Here is a 20877-nt window from a genome sequence, read left to right as displayed (position 1 = left end):
GCTAGGAAACCTCGGTTATTTCCCAAGCATCCTCTGGGATCTGGTGTCTGAGCTCAAAGAACATGCGATTTTCACCATCGGTCGCCCAGAGTCGCCACATCTCAACTTCGAGGATTGCTTGACCGTTACCCTTTGCGGCAGAGCCAGCAAATTCCCACCACAGCTTCCTGGAGTACCAGCGAACTGGTTTTGAGCAAACCAGGCAGCTCTTAGATCGATACTGAAAGGACAGGGGAGCGCCATCGGAATCAAGTAAAACCCCAGCGAGTGTTTCTGTTTGCATAGCCCCAAGCCCTTCAATTATTCGAACAAATGTTCGAATAATCAGAGTTTATGGTGAGCCACCGACATTTTCAAAATGCGATTTCAGCAATTAGCCCCGGGTGATTATTTCTAACGTTTCCAACCTCTTTTGAGACCAAGTGATAGCTCAGCTCTTCAGCTACCAAATCAGACTCTTGACCAAGCGCCATAAGTAGTTCGTCGGTGGTCTCGTAGTCAGGGGATATCCACGCTTCAATGCCGTCTTCTGATAGGAAAACCGGAGAACGATCGTGAATCTCGCTCAGGGCTGGCGATGCTGTCTTGGTGAGAATCGAACAGCTCAGCACCCAACGTGATGGGTCGGTGGCCGCCTTGGAGGGGTCGCGCCAAAATGAATAGATTCCGGCAAAAGAGATAAACGGCTCGGCGTATACAAACAGTGGGTTTTTATCCTTATCCCACTCGAAGTAGCCCGAGGCTGGAATCACGCAGCGCTTTTTCAAGGCAGAGTCTTTGAAACTTGGCTTCTCTAAAACGGTCTCGATTCTCGCGTTGAAAAGCGGGGTATTGCCAACATCCTTTGCCCAAGCTGGAATTAGACCAAATCGAGCTGGGTGAATCTCTCTGGAGGGGACTGAGTCGATCTCTCGTTCAACAACTATTGGCACGAGATTCGTGGGCGCAATGTTGTAGCTGACAGTCTCAAAATCAAGTGGAAAGCTTGCTTGATAAAACTCACTGAGTTCGTCGCGCTCTTTAGCAATCACGTACCGGCCACAAAACTACATACAACTATTCAAAGTGGAAAAAACCAAGCGGCAGCGCTGCCTTCGCTAAAGCTTTTCAGCGATTAGGGATAGGCGCTTTCTAAAGCTTTGATGGCGTTTGGGTTGTGAAATTGCTACGTCCTGCCAGGCAGTAGCGGCTCTGATCCCCTGCAGGGCACTGAGAGACCAAACCTCACAGCCAGCAAGATCCTCTGGACGAGATCTCTTCAGCTGAATCTCAAAGCCGGCCTGCTGAGCGATCTCCAGGACCAGCTCTCTGGTGATGCTTGGTAGCCAATTGGTCGAGTCGTCTGGAGCGCAAAGCACCTCGCCCTCCCACCACATGATCGAACTCAGCGCGCCGTCGGCGATGTAACCCTCATCACTAAGTATCACGGCCTCATCGGCGCCGTGAAGATTAGCTTTGCGGCGGAGCTTTTGACAGGCTGAGAGATCTGGACCCTTGATGCCAGGGGATACTCTTGGGTCACTCTCATCCAAGCTCCAAAGGGTCAATGTTTCGGTTCGCTCCGGAGCCTCCCTGAGCCTGAGAAATAACTGCTCGCCGATGGGCTGGAATTCACGGTATTCAAGTCTTGGAAACCAGGAGCCTTCAAGTGGCAGTATCTCTACTACGGCCTTGGCGAAGGCTTCAAAGTTGATTTCCACGGGACTGTGGATGCTTGATTGAAACCGATCAAAATGTTTCTGGATAGCGCGGACTGAACCGTTTTCTACGAGAAAACTGTCTGCAACTGTGAGCTGCTCGGCGATGGCGTAGTCAACTTTCACGAACCGATCGGAATCGAATCGGTAGAAATCTCCGTTAACGCTCATCGCATCTAGACTACGGAATTGGAAGGGGTGCAAATGCCACTGTTAGTAAGTTCGCTGCGTGGCTGGAGCTCACTTCCTGACGTCTTCGTTTCCTTCTTTGGTAACTCTGACAACGTTTTTTGGCTAGATCGATCCCACCACCCAACCAGTGGATTTTCGGTGATTGGTGCCGGAGTTCCGGTTTCGGACGCAGAGTATTTAGGTGAATATGACGCTCAGCCTGCAGTCCCATTTCGGCCATACCTGGTTGGTGTACTGAGCTATTTGCAAAATGAGCTCAGGGGTCATTTTCTGCGCGTGGATCGAGCCATCGTCTATGAGCACTCGACCAAGATGCTTCACTTTGTTGGGGACTGCTCAACCGAGGAATTCAATGCCTGGTATCACGCCGCTCTTCTTCGCCTCGCATTAGTAGGTGGCAACTCATCAAGCTATGAGCTCGAGTTCCCGGCTGCAACGGCCCCTAAATTGACCGCTGATGACGCTTCGACGCACTATCTGGACAAGATCTCAAAGGCGCAGGAGTTCATCGCTAGGGGCGATGTTTACCAACTTTGTCTAACGACAAGGCTGCGCGGTCTCTACTCGGGTGATCCGCTGAGTTATTTCCTTCGACTGCGCAAGCAGCACTCGGCCCCCTACGCCGCTTTTCTGAGGGTTAATGGCAAGAGTTATGTCTCTATTTCACCGGAGCGATTGATTGAGGTTCACGGCTCCAGGGTGCTCAGTTCACCCATAAAGGGAACTCGAAGACGGGGCGTAGATCATTTAGAAGATCTGGCCTTGATATCGGAACTGGCAGCCGATCCCAAGGAGCGTGCTGAGAACCTAATGATCGTCGACTTGATTCGCAACGACATCGCATCGGTTTGTGAGCCAAGTTCGGTCACGGTCGAATCCCTATTGGCAATCCGGACCTACTCAACGGTGCACCAACTGGTATCAGATGTGTCTGGCGAATTGCGCGATGGCCTCAATGGTTTCGATGCACTGAAGGCACTTTTCCCTGGTGGTTCGATGACTGGAGCGCCCAAGCTAAGGGCCATGGAGATTATTGAGGAGCTGGAGAGCACACCTCGAGGTGACTACTCCGGAGGCATTGGTTGGATTGGCAAAGACGGCAGCATGGACCTGGGCATGGTAATCAGGACGGCAATATTTGACGGCGATGAGGTGAGCATTGGAATTGGAGGCGGAATCACTTCTGATTCAATCCCAGAGGCCGAGCATCGTGAGATTCAGCTAAAAGCCAATGCGTTGGTTAGCGCGCTATCTGCAAGCGTGGATTGGTAACCTTTACGGGTTGAAATCTAAGGGTGTTTAGCTTGCACGAAGAGTACAGTTTCTCCGCAATTCAAGAGCGATGGCTGCCGGTCTGGGACCAGCTCCAGCCGTTCGACTCGTCTAAACCGGATGATTCCAGGCCACGCAAGTATGTGTTGGACATGTTCCCTTACCCATCGGGCGACCTTCACATGGGTCACGCTGAGGCCTACGCACTAGGCGATGTAATTTCTCGCTACTGGATTCAAAAGGGTTACAACGTTTTGCACCCGATTGGCTGGGATGCCTTCGGTTTGCCAGCGGAGAATGCTGCTATCAAGCGTGGCCTTGATCCGCGGGGTTGGACCTACGAGAACATTGCTCAGCAAAAGGCCTCGATGCGCCGCTATGCCTGCAGCTTTGACTGGACGAGAGTGCTGCAAACTTGTGACCCGATTTACTACCGCTGGAACCAGTGGTTGTTCCTAGAGTTCTACAAGCGTGGCTTGGCCTATCGCAAGAACTCAAATGTGAACTGGTGCCCATCTTGCCAAACGGTGTTGGCCAACGAGCAGGTCGTGCAGGGGCTCTGCGAGCGATGCGACTCTCAGGTAACCAAAAAGGCCCTCACTCAGTGGTATTTCAAGGTCACCGACTACGCAGATCGACTACTGGATGACCTGGACAAGCTTGAGGGCAACTGGCCAGCAAAGGTGCTGACCATGCAGCGCAATTGGATCAACCGATCGGTTGGTGCCAATGTTCGCTTTGCCATCGCTGATTCGAAACGTGAGATTGAGGTATTCACCACTCGCCCCGACACTCTCTACGGCGCAACCTTCATGGTTGTGGCCGCAGATTCTGACCTGGCCAGTGAGCTTGTGGTTGATTCTCCAGCACACGTTCGAATGGAGTTTGTCAGCTACCTCGAAAAGGTAAAGCAGTCCAACGATATTGAGCGACTTGCAACCGACAGGCCAAAGACAGGCGTCAAGCTCGAGCGCTATGCGATCAACCCGCTGAATGGCGAAAAGCTCCCGATCTATGCCTCTGACTATGTCTTGGCGGACTACGGTACTGGCGCAATCATGGGAGTTCCAGCCCACGACGAGCGCGACATGGCATTCGCCAACGCTTTGGGCATTGATGTCCGCATGGTGCTTCAGACTGAAAATGAGAATCCGGAAATCTCCCGAGTCGCCACCTCTGGTGATGGAGTCCTTGTCAACTCGGGAGAGTTGAATGGCCTCAACAAGGAGCAGGCCATCGCCAAGGCAATCGAAATTCTTACCGAGCGCGGCACCGGAGAGGCAGCCAAGAACTTCCGTCTGCGCGATTGGTTGATCTCGCGCCAGCGTTATTGGGGCACACCAATTCCTATCATCCACTGCCCAAGTTGTGGCGAGGTACCTGTGCCACAGGACCAGCTGCCGGTTGAGCTACCAAGTTCCGAGGGATTAGACCTGTCACCAAAGGGCACATCCCCACTTGGTGCGGCGACAGAGTGGGTAAATGTTCCGTGTCCAAAATGCGCAGGGCCTGCGCGTCGTGACAGCGACACCATGGATACCTTTGTGGACTCCAGTTGGTACTTCCTTCGTTACCTGAACCCAAACTCTGAAGAGTTTGCCTTCGACGTCGAAGAGGCCAAGAAGTGGGCGCCCGTTGACCAGTATGTCGGTGGTGTCACACACGCAATTCTGCACCTGCTCTATGCACGTTTCTTCACCAAGGTTCTTCATGACATGGGCATGGTTGATTTCGATGAGCCATTCACGAAGCTTCTGAACCAGGGCATGGTCTTGATGAATGGCTCCGCGATGAGCAAATCGCGTGGCAACCTGGTGCGACTTTCCGAGCAGCTTGATGAACATGGAGTCGACGCAATTCGACTCACGATGGCATTTGCCGGACCACCAGAGGATGACATTGACTGGGCGGATGTTTCTCCAGCCGCAAGTGCAAAATTCTTGGCGAGAGCTTGGCGAATTGCTCAGGATGTGAGCTCATCAAAAGATGTGAATGTTTCAACTGGGGATAGAACCATCCGCGCAGCTACCCATTCGTTCCTGAAGGACTTCACAGAGTCAATTGAGGCTTTCAAATTCAATGTTGGAGTCGCCAAGGTCATGGAGCTCACAAACGTGTTGCGAAAGGCCATTGATTCCGGTGTTGGAGGCGCGGATCCAGCCGTAAGAGAGGGTGCGGAGGAGCTTGCCAAAGCGCTCTCGCTGTTTGCTCCCTACACCGCAGAGGACATGTGGCGTCTGCTTGGACACGAACCCGCAGTCGCACTCGCCGGGCTAAGAAAAGTTGACGAATCTCTTCTAGTGAAGGACACCATCGTCGCGATCGCTCAGGTTGATGGCAAACTTCGAGACAAGTTTGAAGTAAGCGTCTCGATTACCGAGGAAGAACTTCGAGAGCTTGCCTTGAACTCCGAGTTGGTCAAGCGAGCAATTGGCGAGAAGGAACTGGCTGCCGTTATTGTTCGTGCTCCAAAGCTTGTCAACATCGCGACAAAGTAGTTACTTGACCACAGTCTCCCGCTCAGAGCTATAAGCCCTGGGGCATCATGGCTCAATTGCTTGATGCAAAGACTAAAAAGTTGGCTTCTAGGGCTTGATCCGCAATCAAGAAGGAAGCTTTTGATTGCGGGTTTTGGGTCGCTCCTGGTTTTGTATTTGCTCTTGAACCAGCAGGCAGGGGCTGGAAAACCAGAGGTCACTTCAACTGCCGAGGAGATTGAATTCTCCGGCAGCATCTTCGTGCATGTGGTTGGTGAGGTTAAAGAGCCTGGGCTCTACGAGCTGAATCTTGGAGCAAGGGTTTCCGATGCCATCGAGGTGGCGGGGGGATTTACCCAAGATGCAGTGCAGTCCTCGGTCAATATGGCCAGAAACCTCTCGGATGGAGAGCAGGTCATTATTGCCTCCGAAGATCAATTTCAATCATCTTCCGCTGGCGGGGGACTGGTTTCGCTCAATCGGGCCAGTGTTGAGGATTTAGATACCCTGCCGGGAGTGGGCCCAGCTCTGGCCGGACGGATTATCGAATATCGCGAGTCTGCCGGGTCGTTCTCTGATGTTCGTGAGCTTCGAGAGGTCAGCGGCATCGGGGAGAAGATGTTTGCCAAAATAAAAGACCTAGTGACTCTGTGATTGCATTTGCAGTTGCCCTGTGGCTGGGGATCCTCTTGCTCTTCGAGGAACCCGCTTCATCACTTGCGCTGCATTTCCCCACAGTCAGAGAAATATCTGACCTGAAAAGCGCATTCCTTGGATCGCTGGGGAGCGTGTCGGACCCTGAGGCACTGGTTGCAGGGTTGGCAATCGGGGAGCGTGAACTGCTTTCAGAGGTCGCAAAAGACCAAATGCGTGAGGTGTCACTTACTCACCTGGTAGCGGTGAGCGGTGCCAATTTGGCAATCGTCATGGGAGCAATCTGGTTTCTACTTGGTGCACTCTCCGCTCCACGCTGGCTCAGATTCGTGCTTTCGGGATCGGCAATGCTTGGATATGTGTTGCTGGTTGGACCAGAGTCATCGGTGCTAAGAGCTGGCGCTATGGCCTTGGCTGTTCTTATCGCTCTGGCCTTGGGTCGGGGTTCAAATGCCATTCATGCCTTGGCTATAGCCGTAGCCGTGCTATTGATGATCGATCAATCACTCGCATTTGACCTTGGATTTGCACTGAGCGTGCTCGCCACCCTCGGACTACTACTCGGGGCTCGCCCGCTTGCCGATCGGATTGGATTTCTTCCCAGACCGCTAGCACTTGCCCTTGGAGCGGGGCTTGCAGCCCAGATCTTTACCTTGCCAGTGATACTGATGATCCAACCCGGATTCCCCATATTCGCGATTCTGGCGAATCTATTGGTTGAACCCGTCGTAGCACCGGTTACTGTTTTGGGAATTCTGGCCGTGCTAGTGACACCCATCAGCCCCGCACTGTCACATTTTTCAACCTGGTTGGCAACAATTGGAACTCAGTGGATTCTCTGGATTTCCCAAAGGCTCTCCGCTCAAGAGGTGACTCGCCTTCATCTCAATTTTGCTTTCGAGGGACAGTTACTGATTTGGGGTCTTGTGCTCGGCGTTATCGCCACAATCACGTTCAAAGAGAAAGCGAGAGTTTTCTCAGTCGGCTTTTTGGTTCTTGACTTCGCCTTACTTTCAGCTTTATCCGCGGGGGATCTGGTTCGATCTGACGTCGCGAATCAAGACTGGAAAGTTCTAGCTTGCGATGTGGGTCAAGGTGACGCCATCTTGATTCGCGATGGTGGCAGGACGGCCTTGATAGATGTTGGCAGGGAGCCCGAGTTGATTCAGAAATGTCTAGGTAATGCTGGGATTTCGAAAGTTGACCTTCTGGTTCTTACTCATTTTGACGCTGATCATGTCGGGGGCATAAGTGGTCTTGAAAAGGTCAGTATCAGCCATGTCCTGATTTCCGGTTACGAAGATGATCGACCATTAGTCGGGGTGGTTGAGGACTTTCTGGCTCGAAGCGGTGCTTCTGTGCAAGAGGCGGTCGCCGGCGGGAGGGCCAAACTGGGGAATTGCTCGCTGATGGTGTTGGGTCCAAAGGACCCACAGTCAGCCGCTTCCAGTAACGATGCATCAGTCACGACCTTGCTTGATTGCGCGAAATATCAGGTCCTCGCTCTGGCTGATGCTCCAGAGTCAGCCCAGAGAAGCTTGCTGCCGATATTGCTGCCCCTTATAGATGCTCGGAAGTATCGAGTGGTGAAGGTTGCCCACCATGGGGCAGGGGATCAGTTCTCAGCGCTGTATGCGGCGTTCAGACCCCAGGTCGCGATCTTTTCTGTCGGGCTTGGAAACACCTACGGTCACCCAACCAAATCAGCACTCAAGCTCACCGCAGAACTAGGGGCGATCAACTTGCGAACCGACCTAGATGGGGCGGTGGGTATTGACTTTGCCTCGGAGTTGCAAATTGCCACCGCGGGTAAGCTAGCGTCATGAGTGGTAAGACTGTTTCTTGGAACCAGGTTGAACCCGCACCCTTGGTAATCGTTTCCGGCCCTGAAACGTACTTGGCTACTCGTGTGATTCGAGATTTGAAGCAAAAGCTACGTGAGCATTATGCCGACTTGGAAATTCATGAGATTGACGAAGGCAGTTACACCCCCTCGGATCTTTTGAATCTTGCTGCGCCATCACTATTCAATGAACCGCGATTGATAATCATCACCGGATCGCACGAGGCCCTGCTTGAAGATCTGACGAAGTATCTCGATGATCAGGTGGAGAACTGCTTCGTCGCAGTCCGACTTCCAAACCTGGTTGGACACGCCGGAAAGATCAAGACCTCACTGGCTTCGCGCGCTCTCAATGTTGTCTGTGATGAAATCAAGCGAGACAGCGACAAGCTCAGCTTCATAACTCAAGAGTGTGCAGCTTTCGGGGTGAAGATAACCTCCGATGCTTCTAGAGCATTGCTGCAGGCATTCAGCACAGACTTAGGGGAGCTGGCAGCGGCGTGCTCGCAGCTATGTGCTTCAGGGGCAACAACCATTGGCATTGATTCCGTAAATCAAGTGTTCCAGGGTCGAGTAGAAACCAACGCGTTCAAAATCACTGATGCAGCGCTATCAGGGAATGCGGCGGAAGCGATTCGTCTCTACCGACACGGCTCTGCCACCGGAGTAGATAATGTCGCGTTAGTCGCTGCTTTGGTGGCTCGAGTAAGAATCCTTGCCAAATTATTCAACGATCCGAAAAGTCAAAGTGCGGCTATTGGTATGGCTCCATGGCAACTTGATAAGGCTCGCAAAGAACTGTCCGGCTTTTCGGAGCAGGGGTTGATTGGTTTGGTTGATCTGGCTGCCCAGACAGATGCCGACGTAAAGGGTGCTTCGAGAGAGCCGGACTACTCAGTGGAGAAACTGATCCTGGCCATGAGTCAGGCAAAATAGAAAAAGGGCCGGAGAACCGGCCCTTTTCACATTAATTCTGAGTTACTTGGCAACCTTGGTAGCGATAGCGCTCTTACGGTTTGCAGCCTGGTTCTTGTGGATTACGCCCTTGGAAACGGCTTTGTCAAGCTTACGGGTTGCGGTGCGAAGCGCAGTCTCGGCTGCAGCCTTGTCGCCGCTAGCAACTGCCTCGCGAGCAGCGCGGATGGCAGTCTTCAGCTCGGAACGAACCGCCTTGTTGCGCTCCTCAGCCTTGCGGTTGGTGCCGATGCGCTTGATGTTCGACTTAATGTTTGCCATGTTTCACTTTCTGTGGCGAAAAACTTTTTCTGGGTAAACCCCAAAGACAAAGCCAAACTCTATCAGTTTGGCCACTTATGGGCAAGCACCGTGCGAGAATAACTCAGTTCCCATCCAAATTTTGAGGTATTGCATTGTCACCGAAGGCCCTGAAGGCGCTGGTTCCAAGCCAGACAAACCCTGCGCAGATCAGGAACTTTTGCATCATCGCCCACATCGACCACGGCAAGTCAACCCTCGCTGACCGCATGCTACAGCTAACTGGAATCGTCAACGAACGCCAGATGCGCGACCAATACCTAGACCGCATGGACATCGAACGAGAGCGCGGAATCACTATCAAGTCTCAGGCGGTGCGTTTGCCATGGGAGCTCGACGGCACCACCTACGCGCTGAACATGATTGACACCCCTGGACACGTCGACTTCACATACGAGGTGTCCAGATCGCTGGCCGCCTGTGAGGGAGCGGTCCTGCTCGTTGACGCCGCACAAGGTATCGAGGCGCAGACGCTGGCGAACCTATATCTCGCGCTGGAGAATGACCTCGAAATCATCCCGGTTCTGAACAAGATTGACCTTCCTGCAGCCCAGCCAGAGAAATACGCCGAGGAGCTAGCCAACCTAATTGGCGGTGATCCTGCCGATTGCCTAAGGGTTTCTGGCAAAACCGGTGCTGGCGTCTCTGAACTGCTGGATTTGATCATCAAGCGTGTCCCGGCTCCTGTTGGAGACCCGAACGCTCCTGCGCGAGCCATGATTTTCGACTCGGTTTACGACTCTTACCGCGGTGTCGTCACCTATGTCCGTATGGTCGACGGCCAACTGACTCCTCGCGAACAAATCACCATGATGAGCACAAAGGCCAACCACGAACTCCTCGAAATCGGTGTTATCTCGCCCGAGCCAGTCGTTTCGGCGGGTCTGGGTGTTGGCGAGGTTGGTTACCTGATCACAGGAGTGAAGGATGTTCGCCAGTCCAAGGTCGGTGACACCGTAACTTCAAAACTCAAGCCGGCTTCAACTGCGCTGAAAGGTTATGCGGACCCCAAGCCGATGGTTTTCTCCGGCATCTACCCAATTGATGGCAGTGACTATCCAAACCTGCGTGAGGCGCTGGACAAGCTCCGACTCTCCGATGCCTCACTGGTATACGAACCCGAGACCTCAGCCGCTTTGGGATTTGGATTCCGCTGTGGCTTCCTCGGGCTCCTTCATCTTGAAATCATCACTGAGCGACTAGAGCGAGAGTTCAACCTTTCGCTGATTGCGACTTCACCCTCTGTGGTTTACGAGGTCACCCGGGAAGATCACAGCGAGTTCATAGTCACCAACCCATCTGAGTTTCCTGAGGGCAAGATCAAAGAGGTCCGTGAACCAATGGTCAAGGCGACAATCCTTGCCCCTAAGGATTACGTCGGAACAATCATGGAGCTTTGTCAAACCAGGCGCGGTTCGATGATTGACATGCAGTACTTCGGCGAGGATCGCGTGCAGCTTCGATACAACCTTCCGCTTGCTGAGATTGTTTTTGACTTTTTTGATCAACTAAAGAGCAAGACGCAGGGTTATGCCTCGCTAGATTACGAGGACAACGGCTACGCCGCAGGTGATCTAGTCAAGGTTGATTTATTACTCCAGGGTGAAAAGGTCGATGCCTTTAGCTCGATTGTGCACAAAGACAAGGCCTATGCCCACGGCACCAAGATTGCGGCCAAGCTCCGCGAGCTGATTCCTAGACAGCAATTTGAGGTACCCATCCAAGCGGCCGTTGGCTCAAGGATCATTGCACGTGAGACCATCAGAGCCATTCGTAAAGATGTTTTGGCAAAGTGTTACGGCGGTGACATCACCAGAAAGCGCAAGCTACTCGAGAAGCAAAAAGAGGGTAAAAAGCGCATGAAGATGGTCGGTCGCGTCGAGGTTCCTCAAGAGGCCTTCATTGCAGCGCTCTCCTCTGATGAGGGCAAGGGCGAAAAGAAGAAGTAGTTGGGCGCGCTTCCAGAGGGTAATCCCTGGCCTGAGTCAAACAGGCTTGCCACTTTGCGGGAGCCGGATTCATTTCATGCCTATGTCCACATCCCTTTCTGCGAGGTCAGATGCGGTTACTGCGATTTCAATACCTATACCGCGTCCGAGCTCGGTGAGGTATCTAGATCAGATTTTGATTCAGCGCTTATTTCTGAAATCGAATTTGCGGCCAACGTGCTTAGCGAATCGGAGATAGTCCCTCGCCAACTGAGTTCAGTTTTTTTTGGTGGCGGAACCCCCTCACTAATGGCAGGGGAGCAGATTCATAGAATTCTCAACCAGCTCAGTTCGAAATTTGGGTTGGCGAAAGACGCTGAGATCACGCTCGAGGCGAACCCAGAGAGCACCTCACTCGAGTTGCTTGAGCAGCTCGTTTCGGCCGGGGTGAACCGGATTAGCTTTGGAGCCCAGAGTTTTGATCCAGAGGTGCTTAGTGTCTTGGACCGAACCCACAGGCCAGAGCTTCTTTCTCCTCTGGTTAGTTATGCCAAGGATCTTGGGCTGAGAACCAGCATTGACCTGATCTATGGTGCGCCAGGGGAGAGCATTGAATCCTGGACGGCAACTTTGGATGCCGCTATTGCCCTTGGCACCGAGCACATTTCCGCCTATTCGTTGATAGTTGAAGAGGGAACAAAGCTGGCAACTAAAATTCGTAGAGGTCTACTGGCTGATGTGGATGAAGACCTCAACGCCCAGAAGCACTCATTGGCAGATCAAATGTTTGAGGCAGCGGGACTTCGGTGGTACGAGGTATCGAACTGGGGGAATCCATCGGTACACAACCAGGCGTATTGGAGTTCAAAGAATTGGTGGGGATTTGGCCCAGGAGCACACTCACACATAAATGGGAATCGGTTCTGGAATCGTAAGCACCCAGCTGCCTACCAGCAAGCTCTCAAGACAGGGTCACCGGCAATAGGCCACGAACAGATTGACGAACTGACGCACCTAACCGAGAGCATCATGCTCCAGCTTCGCACCAGTGAAGGTTTGGATCGGAGTGTTCTCTCAAGGGCTGAGGTTTCTGCTTCGGTGGTCGCGAAATATCTCGCCGAGGGAAAGCTCACCATGGAGCACAACCGCATCTATGTGACTAAGAAGGGTCGACTTTTAGTTGACGGCATTGCTTTGGACCTAGTGAGTTCCATCAAGGCTTGATTTAGAATTGGCACTCAAGGTAGGTGAGTGCCAAATGATTCCAGAGCGTTCTTTAGAGGTGCTTCGGGCTATCGTCCAGGACTTCATCTACTCGAACCAACCCGTCGGCTCAAAAGCGCTTTTGGATCGACACCCGCTCGGAGTGTCCGCGGCAACGATTCGAAATGACATGGCGCTTCTAGAAGAAGAAGAGCTCATCAAGGCACCTCACACATCTTCGGGCCGTATTCCAACTGAAAAGGGATACCGGCTATTTGTCGATCGGTTAGGCGAGGTAAAGCCACTTTCGCAGGCGGAGCGATCTGCGATGGAGAGGTTCTTATCAGAGGCCAACGACATTGATGATGTCGTTGAGCGCGCTGCGAGGCAGCTGGCAAGTCTTACTAACACCCTTGCCCTGGTGCAGTATCCGTCATTGGGCAAATCGAGTGTTCGGCACGTAGAGCTAATTCAGCTCGCTCCTACGAAGGTTCTCTTGATGCTGATTACCGATTCCGGTCGGATTCAGCAGCTGCAGTTGGATGCGCAGACCGAGGTTGATGAGGCGCTGGTGCAGGACCTGCGTGGTCGACTCAATGGAATGTTGGTCGCATCTGCGCTGTCCGATGTTGAAAGCCGATTGAACCTCCTGGCTGATGAATTCGCCCCCGAAAGACGTGCATTTGTTGTTCAGGCCGTCACTGCTTTGCAATCCTTGGTAGATGCGAACCGCCAAGAAAAGTTGGTGGTCTCAGGGTCTGCGAACCTGGTTAGGCAGGGCGAGGATTTTTCTGGTGAACTTTCAAGCGTCCTCGATGCCATTGAGGAACAGGTTGTACTGCTCAGGCTGATCAACGAGCTGCAAGCAGATCAAAATGGTGTTGCTTTGCGCATCGGTTCTGAGATTGGGTTTGAGGGAATCAGTCACGCTTCCCTGGTGGTCAGCGGCTACCAAAGTGCTGGGACTGAGGTCGCACGCCTCGGAGTTATGGGCCCTACCCGCATGGACTATTCGGGGAACATCGCAGCTGTCAGAGCGATTGCTCGCTACTTATCTCAAATCTTGGAAGGTAATCAATGAGCGACCATTACGAAGCCCTAGGTGTCGGTCGCGATGCCAGCCAGGACGAGATAAAAAAGGCTTACCGCAGGCTCGCGCGAGAGTTGCACCCAGATGTCAATCCGGACCCGCAGGCATCCGAGCGTTTCAAATTGGTGACCCATGCCTACGAGGTGCTATCTGACCCAAACGCGCGTGCTGATTATGACCGCGGTGGTGCTGCAGGTTTTGGACTGGGGGACATCTTTGAATCTTTCTTTGGTGGTTCACCCCGCGGCCCGCGCTCCAGGGCACAGCGTGGTCAAGACGCGCTGCTTAGAGTCGACCTAGATCTACGAGAGAGTGTTTTTGGGGTTCAAAAGACACTGACTATCGACACCGCGGTTCTTTGTGATACGTGCAATGGATCTTGCTGCAAGCCGGGCACGGGCATCAAAACCTGCGATGTTTGTAGAGGCTCGGGGCAGATCCAGCGCCAGGTCCAGTCCTTTATGGGAACCATGGTCACCAGTGCTCCATGTGGATCATGCCGTGGCACTGGAGAAGTTATCCCAGACCCATGCCCAAGCTGTCGCGGACAAGGAAGAGTGCGCGCCAGACGAGATCTCGAACTTGAAATCCCGGCGGGCGTTTCTGATGGCTTGCGCCTTCACCTACCTGGGCAGGGCGAAGTCGGATTCGCTGGTGGGTCGAACGGCGACATCTATCTAGAGATCTCAGTGCGGCCGGACCCAGTATTCGCCAGAGAGGGCGATGATTTGGTGGCCACCCTCGAAGTGCCAATGACCGATGCCGCACTTGGCTGCGAGGTAATGGTGGAGACCTTTGATGGGGAGCGCAAGGTAAGCATCGAAGCCGGTGCTCAGCATGGCGACATCATTTTGTTGCGAGGTCTTGGTTCCGCCCGACTTCGCAGCAAGGGCCGTGGGGATCTACGGCTGGAGATCAAGATCCTCACGCCCTCGAGATTGGACTCAAAGCAGCGAAAACTGCTTGCCGAGCTCAGGGGGATGTTCAAAAATGATTCACCTAGGCTTGGCTCGAGGCGATCGCGGGGTCGCTTCTGATGCACTGGTTTTATGAGCCAGATTTTGCCGCACTGCGAGCTCTTTCCCAGGAGACCAAACGTCACCTCACTTCACTTCGTATCACCGATGCGGAAAAATTCGTCGTGACTGATGGCAGGGGCTCAAGCTGGCAAGTGCAGTCTGAGTCAGGGGACGTAACCTCTGTTGAGCAGCACACAATCGCCGTTCCACCCAGTGTTGGTTTCACTTTGGTGCAGGCTCTTGCTAAATCAGATCGCGATGAACTGGCCCTGCAAGCTTCGGTCGAGCTTGGTGCCACTGAAATCATCCCGTGGCAGGCTGGTCGCTCTATTGTTCGTTGGGATGCCAAGGCGGAGCGAAACAGAGAACGCTGGCAGGCAATCGCGATCGAATCAATGAAGCAATCTCAACGGCCGTGGCTTCCTGAAGTGCTACCGCTAGCAACGACTAAGCAGCTCAGGCCCCGAGGAATTGGTTTGGTTCTCAACCCCAGAGCGACACTGACGCTGAATCAGGTGGCGGCTGCTGACCACTACACACTTGTTGTCGGTCCAGAGGGCGGAATCACTCAGGACGAGCTTGACACCATGAAATCAAACGGATTCCTAACAGTTCGTCTTGGTCAAGGTGTCCTACGCGCCTCGAGCGCCGGACCCGCGGCAATTGCTGCCCTGCAGCAGCTTCACGGCGAGTTTCGCTCGTAGTATGAAGTTGGAGGAAATCTTGGATTGTATTTTTTGCAAAATCATTGCCGGCGAGTTTGGTACTGAGATATTGGGTGAGAATGAGCACGCGGTCGCTTTCCGCGACATTCACCCACAAGCCAAGGTTCATATCCTCTGTGTTCCGAGATCCCACACCCCAAACATCGCGTCCTTGGAAGACAGTGAAGTTTTGAACGGTCTTTTTGCCCTTATCAGGGACGTTTCGTCCAAGTTCACCGATGGTCAGTTCAGGTTGCAGTTCAACACCGGTGAGCGAGAAGGGCAGTCGGTGTTTCATACCCATGCTCATGTGTTGAGTGGCAAAGAGCGCTAGTGCCGACAATCAGTTTTGAAATCCCCCCGGTCGCATTGATCGACCTGCTGGGCCCCCAGGATCGCCTGCTCCGAAAAATCGAAACAGAATATCCCGAACTCAAGATCTCGAATCGTGGACACCAGTTCACGATCGAGGGCAGGAGCGAGCTTGCCGAACATGCCAAACGCCTAATACTTGAATTGGTTGACGTTGTTAGAACTGGTGTGAAACCCGATGAAAAGGTGCTCACCGAGAGCATTCGAATCATCGAGAGCAATGAGGTACCGGCAAAAGTATTGGGCACTGGTGCCATAACCACTCCGGGCAAAGTCGTTCGAGCCAAGACTCTTGGACAAAAGACCTACCTCAGTGAGATTGATGACAGCACCATTACCTTCGGTATTGGACCGGCCGGAACGGGGAAGACCTACTTGGCCGTAGCCAAGGCGGTGGCTGCGCTTTACTCGAAGCAGGTGAGTCGAATCATATTGACTCGCCCAGCCGTTGAGGCAGGGGAGCGCCTTGGTTTTCTGCCGGGAACCTTGAGTGAAAAAATCGACCCATACCTTCGCCCACTGTTTGATGCGTTGCAGGAAATGCTCGAACCCGAGGCTACCGCTCGACTGGTTCAGTCAGGTGTGATTGAGGTTGCTCCACTGGCCTACATGCGCGGAAGAACCTTGAACGATAGCTTCATCATCTTGGATGAGGCACAGAACACCACTGCCGAGCAGATGAAGATGTTTCTCACCAGGCTGGGCTTTGGTTCAAAGATGGTGATTACCGGTGACGTCACTCAGATTGACCTTCCAGGTGGAAAATCGGGATTGTCCCTTGCCACCAGAATTTTGAAGGGCGTTGAGGGGATTTCTATCTCTTCGCTCAGTTCGAAGGATGTGGTGCGACACGAGTTGGTGACCCGCATTGTTGAGGCGTATGACAAGGTTGACTTCAAATGAGCATTGAAATTTCCAATGAGACCGCCATCGAGGTCGATACCGACCGCGTTTTGGCCTTGGCTAGTTTCGTTCGAGATGAGCTAAAGCTTCATCCTGGCGTTGACCTCGGGATCATCTTTATTGATGAGGAGCCGATGACTGAGCTTCACATCAAGTGGATGGACGAACCTGGGCCGACCGACGTCCTGAGCTTCCCGATGGACGAGCTCAGACCTGGATCAGATCTGGTGCCATCTCCTGAGGGCGTGCTCGGCGACATCGTTGTCTGCCCACAGGTCGCCATCAAGCAGGCAGAGGTCGCGGGTCACCCGATGATGAATGAAGTCCTGCTGCTTGTGACCCATGGCATCTTGCACTTAGTCGGATTTGACCATGCAGAGCCAGATGAAGAGCGTGAGATGTTTGGTCTACAAAAGGAACTTCTGGAGAAGTTCTATGGGAGCGAAGTTTGATAGAGCTGCTGCTGCTTATCGGGGCATTTATAGTTACTTCGCTTCTGGCGATAAGTCAGTCCTACCTCGAGCGGGAAGCGGATGGTCGAGCTGGAGCGCTTTCGGTTGCTAGGGCATTCGTGCTTATCTCGGTTGCCTCATTGCTTTTGGTGCTCTCCCCGGGAAGCTCCATTGTTTTAGCGTGTGGGATTCTATTTGTCTGGTTCACGCAGCAGGCCCTTGGCCGCCTACTCGGAAATGCTTTTGGCGAGCGGCTCACAGAGCTGCTGGATGGCCCAATCTCCAAATTCGCAAAGTTAGCCGCACCGATCCGACTCGCCGTTCCCGAGGAGGCCGAGGAATATGAGCAAGAGCTCATCGACTCAGTTGAAGAGTTTTCAGAGACTGTGGTTCGCGAGGTAATGGTTCCGAGAGTTGACATGGAAGTAGTTCAAGCGGAGCAGTCGCTAGAGGCGGCGCTGAGCCTTTTTGTCTCTACCGGTTACTCAAGACTACCGGTAATTTCCGATGGCGTTGACGACGTGATCGGAGTGCTGTACTTGAAAGACCTCGCCAGGGTCACGCATCAAGATCCCAAGCTGCTGCAGTCCACCACTGCCGCTCAGGCAGCCAGAAAGCCGTTCTTCACGCCTGAGTCCAAACCAGTTTCGGAACTACTGCAGCTGATGCAGCAGGCCAAAACTCAGATTGCTATCGTTTCGGACGAGTACGGCGGTGTTGCAGGCATCGCGACCGTTGAAGATCTAATCGAAGAGCTGGTCGGCGAGATTGTCGACGAATACGATCGCGAAGAGGCTGAAATTGAGCTCATTGGAGATGACCTCTATCGCGTGAGTCCAAGAGTCACCCTCGATGAACTTTCCGAGCATTGTGAGATCGAACTTGAAGATGAAGACGTTGACACCGTAGCCGGATTGCTCATCAAGGCCCTCGGCGAACTGCCCAAGGGTGGAGAAACCGTGTCAACTCATGGTCTGGAACTAACGGCTGAACGAGTGGACGCAAAACGCGGTCGTGTAATGAGCATTCTGGTTAGAAAGCTTGGCGATGACTAAGTCTGGTTTTGCGAGTTTCGTGGGAAGACCAAATGTCGGCAAGTCGACCCTGACCAATGCCTTGGTGGGGGAGAAGATTGCCATCACTTCCTCGAGGCCACAGACAACTCGTAAGGCAATCAGAGGGATCGTCAGTCGTCCTGCAGGGCAGTTGGTATTGGTCGATCTACCAGGTGTTCACCGCCCAAGGACCCTCCTCGGCGAGCGGTTGAATGACCTTGTTCAGTCCACCCTCAGCGAGGTTGACCTGATCGCATTTTGCACCCCGGCTAATGAGAAGCTTGGGCCCGGGGACGAAAGGCTTATTGCGGAGATTCAGAAATTTCCCAAGGCAAAGAAGATCGCGATCGTCACCAAAACCGATTCGGTATCCAAAGAGCGGCTGCTCGAGCACCTGCTTTCTCTAGGTCGGCTCGCAGACTTCGCCGAAATCGTTCCAGTTTCGGCACTGACTGGAGACCAAGTGGATCTGCTCGCAGACTTGATGATTGGCCTATTGCCAGAGGGCCCACTGCTTTATCCGGCGGAGGTTGCCACCGATGAATCGCTAGAGGATCGCATCTGCGAGTCGATTCGTGAGAAGGCTCTTGAGAAGCTGAACGATGAACTACCTCACTCGTTAGCCGTGACTTTGGACGAATTCGATCAGGACCAGGGCAGGATATTCGCCTCGGTATGGGTTGAACGTGATTCGCAAAAGGGGATTGTCATCGGCAAGGCTGGGTCGGTATTGAAAGCAATCGGTTCCGAGGCACGTGCAGAGCTTGCCGAGCTAATCGGTCGCCCAATTTACCTATCACTTCAGGTCCGAGTTGCCAAGGAGTGGCAACGTGACCCCAAGCAGCTTGGGAAACTCGGTTTCTAGAGCTTTGTTCAATTTGGTGCTAGCCTTTGGACATGCGTTTCGCTCTCCTGCTTAGGGGCCGCGACGAGGCCTAAATCTCGGCCCTTCTCGTCGCGGAGCTTTCTGTTGGCCAATTCAATTTTTAGCGGAGAGAAGAAATGAAAAATAATCAAAAGCCATCCAAGATGCCCTATGGCCGCTATGTGCCATTTCACGAGCAGATCAAGGTTGATCTACCAGACCGTACCTGGCCAACTAAGCGCATCGAGGTAGCACCGCGCTGGTGTGCAGTCGACCTGCGAGACGGCAACCAGGCGCTAATTGACCCAATGAGCCCAGAGCGCAAGCTGAAGATGTTTCAGCTTTTGGTTCAGATGGGATACAAGGAGATCGAGGTTGGGTTCCCATCCGCGTCTCAGACCGACTTCGATTTCGTCCGCATTTTGATTGAAGAGGGGCACATTCCCGAAGACGTCACGATTCAGGTGTTGACGCAGTCAAGAGACCACCTAATCGAGCGCACTTTTGAGTCGCTGCGCGGGGCCAAGCGCGCCATTGTCCACTTCTACAACTCCACTTCGGTTTTGCAGCGTCGTGTGGTGTTTGGTCAGGACAAAGAGGGAATCAAGCAGATTGCTCTTGACGCTGCAAGAAAGTGCCTAGGTCTGGAGTCGACTCTTCCCGGTACTGAGATCTTCTATGAGTATTCACCAGAGTCCTACACCGGCACCGAACTTGAGTATGCCTTGGAAGTTTGTAACGCAGTCGCTGCAGTGATCAAGCCGACCCCGGAGCGAAAGCTCATCATCAACTTGCCGGCCACGGTTGAGATGATCACGCCCAATGTTTACGCAGACTCCATCGAGTGGATGTCTCGCAACCTAGAACCCCGTGACTCGATACTGCTATCGCTGCACCCCCACAATGACCGCGGTACTGCAGTTGCGGCTGCGGAGCTTGGCTACATGGCTGGTGCAGATCGAATCGAGGGTTGCTTGTTTGGTAACGGTGAGCGCACCGGAAACGTTGACCTAGTTACTCTCGGCCTGAATCTTTTCTCACAGGGGATTGATCCGCAAATTGATTTTTCGGACATCGATCACATCAAGCGCACCGTTGAGTACTGCAACCAACTTCCGGTTCCAGAGCGTTCACCCTATGGGGGCGATTTGGTCTACACCGCCTTCTCTGGATCTCACCAGGATGCAATCAAGAAGGGCTTCGAGCACCTGCACAAGGACGCAGCCGCAGCTGGTGTTTCGGTAGATGAGTTCACCTGGGCGGTCCCATACCTTCCGATTGATCCGAAAGATGTTGGAAGAAGCTACGAGGCTGTGATCCGTGTCAATTCTCAATCTGGCAAGGGTGGAGTGGCCTACCTGTTGAAGACCGATCACAACCTAGATCTTCCGAGAAAACTTCAGATTGAGTTCTCTCGCGTCGTCCAAGGTCACACCGATGCATCGGGTGGCGAGGTCACCTCTGACGCGCTGTGGCAGATTTTCATGGATGAGTATCTACCCGTTACTGATCCGGCCTTGAAGTGGGGTCGTTTTGAACTCAAGCGCATGCGCACGGAGTCGAACATGGACGGCGAGGTAAATCTGAGCGTTACGCTCCGCGATGGAGCTGGCGAGCTTGAATCACTCGGTATTGGCAACGGACCAATCTCCGCCTTTATCGACATTTTGAATAAGCAGGGTGTCGAACTGAGGTTGCTTGACTACGTTGAGCACACGCTCGCTCAGGGTGGTGACGCTCTCGCGGCCGCTTACATCGAAATAGAACTCGGCGGCAAGAACCTTTGGGGAGTCGGTATTGATGGAGACATTTCCACCGCGTCTTTGAAGGCTTTGATCTCCGCGGTGAACCGAGCGCTGAGGTAATCAGGAAACAC

The 20877-nt window shown here is 53.2% G+C and carries 20 protein-coding genes; 16 read left to right on the top strand and 4 right to left on the bottom strand.

Annotated features, from left to right (window positions below):
• Window position 1 precedes the first annotated feature (1 nt).
• The 3 genes from OO713_RS03890 to OO713_RS03880 form a co-directional block, all read right to left on the bottom strand.
• The gene (locus OO713_RS03890; RefSeq protein WP_264784774.1) at window positions 2–283 is read right to left on the bottom strand and encodes a hypothetical protein; all 282 of its coding nucleotides are present in this window, start codon (window positions 281–283) and stop codon (window positions 2–4) included.
• Window positions 284–353: 70 nt separating this feature from the next.
• A complete protein-coding gene (locus OO713_RS03885; protein WP_264784772.1) occupies window positions 354–1031 on the bottom strand; it encodes an SOS response-associated peptidase in 678 nt (225 codons plus the stop codon).
• Between the two features lie 66 nt (window positions 1032–1097).
• Window positions 1098–1868, bottom strand: coding sequence for an aminotransferase class IV (locus OO713_RS03880; protein ID WP_264784770.1), 771 nt, complete (start codon window positions 1866–1868; stop codon window positions 1098–1100).
• 33 nt (window positions 1869–1901) lie between these two features.
• Here OO713_RS03880 and pabB point away from each other — a divergent pair, with 33 nt between their 5' ends.
• From pabB to holA, 5 genes are all read left to right on the top strand, one after another.
• Window positions 1902–3161, top strand: a complete 1260-nt coding sequence (gene pabB, locus OO713_RS03875) for an aminodeoxychorismate synthase component I (RefSeq protein ID WP_264784769.1) — start codon at window positions 1902–1904, stop codon at window positions 3159–3161.
• A 32-nt stretch (window positions 3162–3193) separates the two neighbouring features.
• Window positions 3194–5659 carry a leucine--tRNA ligase gene (leuS, locus tag OO713_RS03870; protein WP_264784767.1) on the top strand — a complete coding sequence of 822 codons (2466 nt, stop codon included), beginning with the start codon at window positions 3194–3196 and terminating at the stop codon, window positions 5657–5659.
• A 63-nt stretch (window positions 5660–5722) separates the two neighbouring features.
• Window positions 5723–6292 (top strand): ComEA family DNA-binding protein, encoded by a 570-nt coding sequence (locus tag OO713_RS03865; RefSeq protein ID WP_264784766.1) that lies wholly within the window; start codon window positions 5723–5725, stop codon window positions 6290–6292.
• Window positions 6289–8118: a ComEC/Rec2 family competence protein gene (locus OO713_RS03860; protein WP_264784764.1), complete on the top strand. Its 1830-nt coding sequence runs from the start codon at window positions 6289–6291 to the stop codon at window positions 8116–8118. The genes OO713_RS03865 and OO713_RS03860 overlap by 4 nt, the downstream gene beginning before the upstream one ends.
• Window positions 8115–9071 carry a DNA polymerase III subunit delta gene (gene holA, locus OO713_RS03855; RefSeq protein ID WP_264784762.1) on the top strand — a complete coding sequence of 319 codons (957 nt, stop codon included), beginning with the start codon at window positions 8115–8117 and terminating at the stop codon, window positions 9069–9071. The genes OO713_RS03860 and holA overlap by 4 nt, the downstream gene beginning before the upstream one ends.
• Before the next feature lie 42 nt (window positions 9072–9113).
• On the opposite strand, the gene rpsT is transcribed toward holA, so the two are convergent.
• Window positions 9114–9371, bottom strand: a complete 258-nt coding sequence (rpsT, locus tag OO713_RS03850) for a 30S ribosomal protein S20 (RefSeq protein WP_264784761.1) — start codon at window positions 9369–9371, stop codon at window positions 9114–9116.
• 134 nt (window positions 9372–9505) lie between these two features.
• Here rpsT and lepA point away from each other — a divergent pair, with 134 nt between their 5' ends.
• The 11 genes from lepA (at window position 9506) to leuA (ending at window position 20866) form a co-directional block, all read left to right on the top strand.
• Window positions 9506–11359 (top strand): translation elongation factor 4, encoded by a 1854-nt coding sequence (lepA, locus tag OO713_RS03845; RefSeq protein ID WP_264784760.1) that lies wholly within the window; start codon window positions 9506–9508, stop codon window positions 11357–11359.
• On the top strand, window positions 11360–12562 hold the full coding sequence (gene hemW / locus OO713_RS03840; RefSeq protein ID WP_264784759.1) for a radical SAM family heme chaperone HemW: 1203 nt from the start codon (window positions 11360–11362) through the stop codon (window positions 12560–12562).
• 34 nt (window positions 12563–12596) lie between these two features.
• On the top strand, window positions 12597–13622 hold the full coding sequence (gene hrcA, locus OO713_RS03835; RefSeq protein ID WP_264784757.1) for a heat-inducible transcriptional repressor HrcA: 1026 nt from the start codon (window positions 12597–12599) through the stop codon (window positions 13620–13622).
• The gene (dnaJ, locus tag OO713_RS03830; RefSeq protein ID WP_264784755.1) at window positions 13619–14668 is read left to right on the top strand and encodes a molecular chaperone DnaJ; all 1050 of its coding nucleotides are present in this window, start codon (window positions 13619–13621) and stop codon (window positions 14666–14668) included. The genes hrcA and dnaJ overlap by 4 nt, the downstream gene beginning before the upstream one ends.
• Window positions 14668–15354 (top strand): RsmE family RNA methyltransferase, encoded by a 687-nt coding sequence (locus tag OO713_RS03825; RefSeq protein WP_264784753.1) that lies wholly within the window; start codon window positions 14668–14670, stop codon window positions 15352–15354. The genes dnaJ and OO713_RS03825 overlap by 1 nt, the downstream gene beginning before the upstream one ends.
• Window positions 15355–15373: 19 nt before the next feature.
• Entirely contained in the window at window positions 15374–15688 is a 315-nt protein-coding gene (locus tag OO713_RS03820; RefSeq protein WP_264784752.1) for an HIT domain-containing protein, read from the top strand.
• Window positions 15688–16629: a PhoH family protein gene (locus tag OO713_RS03815; RefSeq protein ID WP_264784750.1), complete on the top strand. Its 942-nt coding sequence runs from the start codon at window positions 15688–15690 to the stop codon at window positions 16627–16629. The genes OO713_RS03820 and OO713_RS03815 overlap by 1 nt, the downstream gene beginning before the upstream one ends.
• Complete coding sequence (ybeY, locus tag OO713_RS03810; protein ID WP_264784749.1) at window positions 16626–17081, top strand: rRNA maturation RNase YbeY; 456 nt, start codon at window positions 16626–16628, stop codon at window positions 17079–17081. Before OO713_RS03815 ends, ybeY begins: the two co-directional genes overlap by 4 nt.
• Entirely contained in the window at window positions 17078–18136 is a 1059-nt protein-coding gene (locus tag OO713_RS03805) for a hemolysin family protein (RefSeq protein ID WP_264784748.1), read from the top strand. The genes ybeY and OO713_RS03805 overlap by 4 nt, the downstream gene beginning before the upstream one ends.
• Window positions 18129–19001, top strand: a complete 873-nt coding sequence (gene era / locus OO713_RS03800; protein WP_264784746.1) for a GTPase Era — start codon at window positions 18129–18131, stop codon at window positions 18999–19001. Before OO713_RS03805 ends, era begins: the two co-directional genes overlap by 8 nt.
• 137 nt (window positions 19002–19138) lie before the next feature.
• Window positions 19139–20866, top strand: a complete 1728-nt coding sequence (gene leuA / locus OO713_RS03795; protein WP_264784744.1) for a 2-isopropylmalate synthase — start codon at window positions 19139–19141, stop codon at window positions 20864–20866.
• Window positions 20867–20877 lie beyond the last annotated feature (11 nt).

The sequence above is a fragment of the Aquiluna sp. KACHI24 genome (assembly GCF_025997915.1).
Taxonomy (GTDB): domain Bacteria; phylum Actinomycetota; class Actinomycetes; order Actinomycetales; family Microbacteriaceae; genus Aquiluna.
Note: the sequence above shows the minus strand (reverse complement) of the source record. Positions and strands in the feature narration are given on the sequence as shown.

Excerpts from the sequence above, each read along its gene's own strand:
- OO713_RS03890 (WP_264784774.1), bottom strand. The coding sequence starts at position 283 with ATGCAAACAGAAACACTCGCTGGGGTTTTACTTGATTCCGATGGCGCT.
- OO713_RS03880 (WP_264784770.1), bottom strand. The coding sequence starts at position 1,868 with ATGAGCGTTAACGGAGATTTCTACCGATTCGATTCCGATCGGTTCGTG.
- pabB (WP_264784769.1), top strand. The coding sequence starts at position 1,902 with ATGCCACTGTTAGTAAGTTCGCTGCGTGGCTGGAGCTCACTTCCTGAC.
- OO713_RS03865 (WP_264784766.1), top strand. The coding sequence starts at position 5,723 with ATGCAAAGACTAAAAAGTTGGCTTCTAGGGCTTGATCCGCAATCAAGA.
- holA (WP_264784762.1), top strand. The coding sequence starts at position 8,115 with ATGAGTGGTAAGACTGTTTCTTGGAACCAGGTTGAACCCGCACCCTTG.
- rpsT (WP_264784761.1), bottom strand. The coding sequence starts at position 9,371 with ATGGCAAACATTAAGTCGAACATCAAGCGCATCGGCACCAACCGCAAG.
- hrcA (WP_264784757.1), top strand. The coding sequence starts at position 12,597 with ATGATTCCAGAGCGTTCTTTAGAGGTGCTTCGGGCTATCGTCCAGGAC.
- dnaJ (WP_264784755.1), top strand. The coding sequence starts at position 13,619 with ATGAGCGACCATTACGAAGCCCTAGGTGTCGGTCGCGATGCCAGCCAG.
- OO713_RS03825 (WP_264784753.1), top strand. The coding sequence starts at position 14,668 with ATGCACTGGTTTTATGAGCCAGATTTTGCCGCACTGCGAGCTCTTTCC.
- ybeY (WP_264784749.1), top strand. The coding sequence starts at position 16,626 with ATGAGCATTGAAATTTCCAATGAGACCGCCATCGAGGTCGATACCGAC.
- era (WP_264784746.1), top strand. The coding sequence starts at position 18,129 with ATGACTAAGTCTGGTTTTGCGAGTTTCGTGGGAAGACCAAATGTCGGC.
- leuA (WP_264784744.1), top strand. The coding sequence starts at position 19,139 with ATGAAAAATAATCAAAAGCCATCCAAGATGCCCTATGGCCGCTATGTG.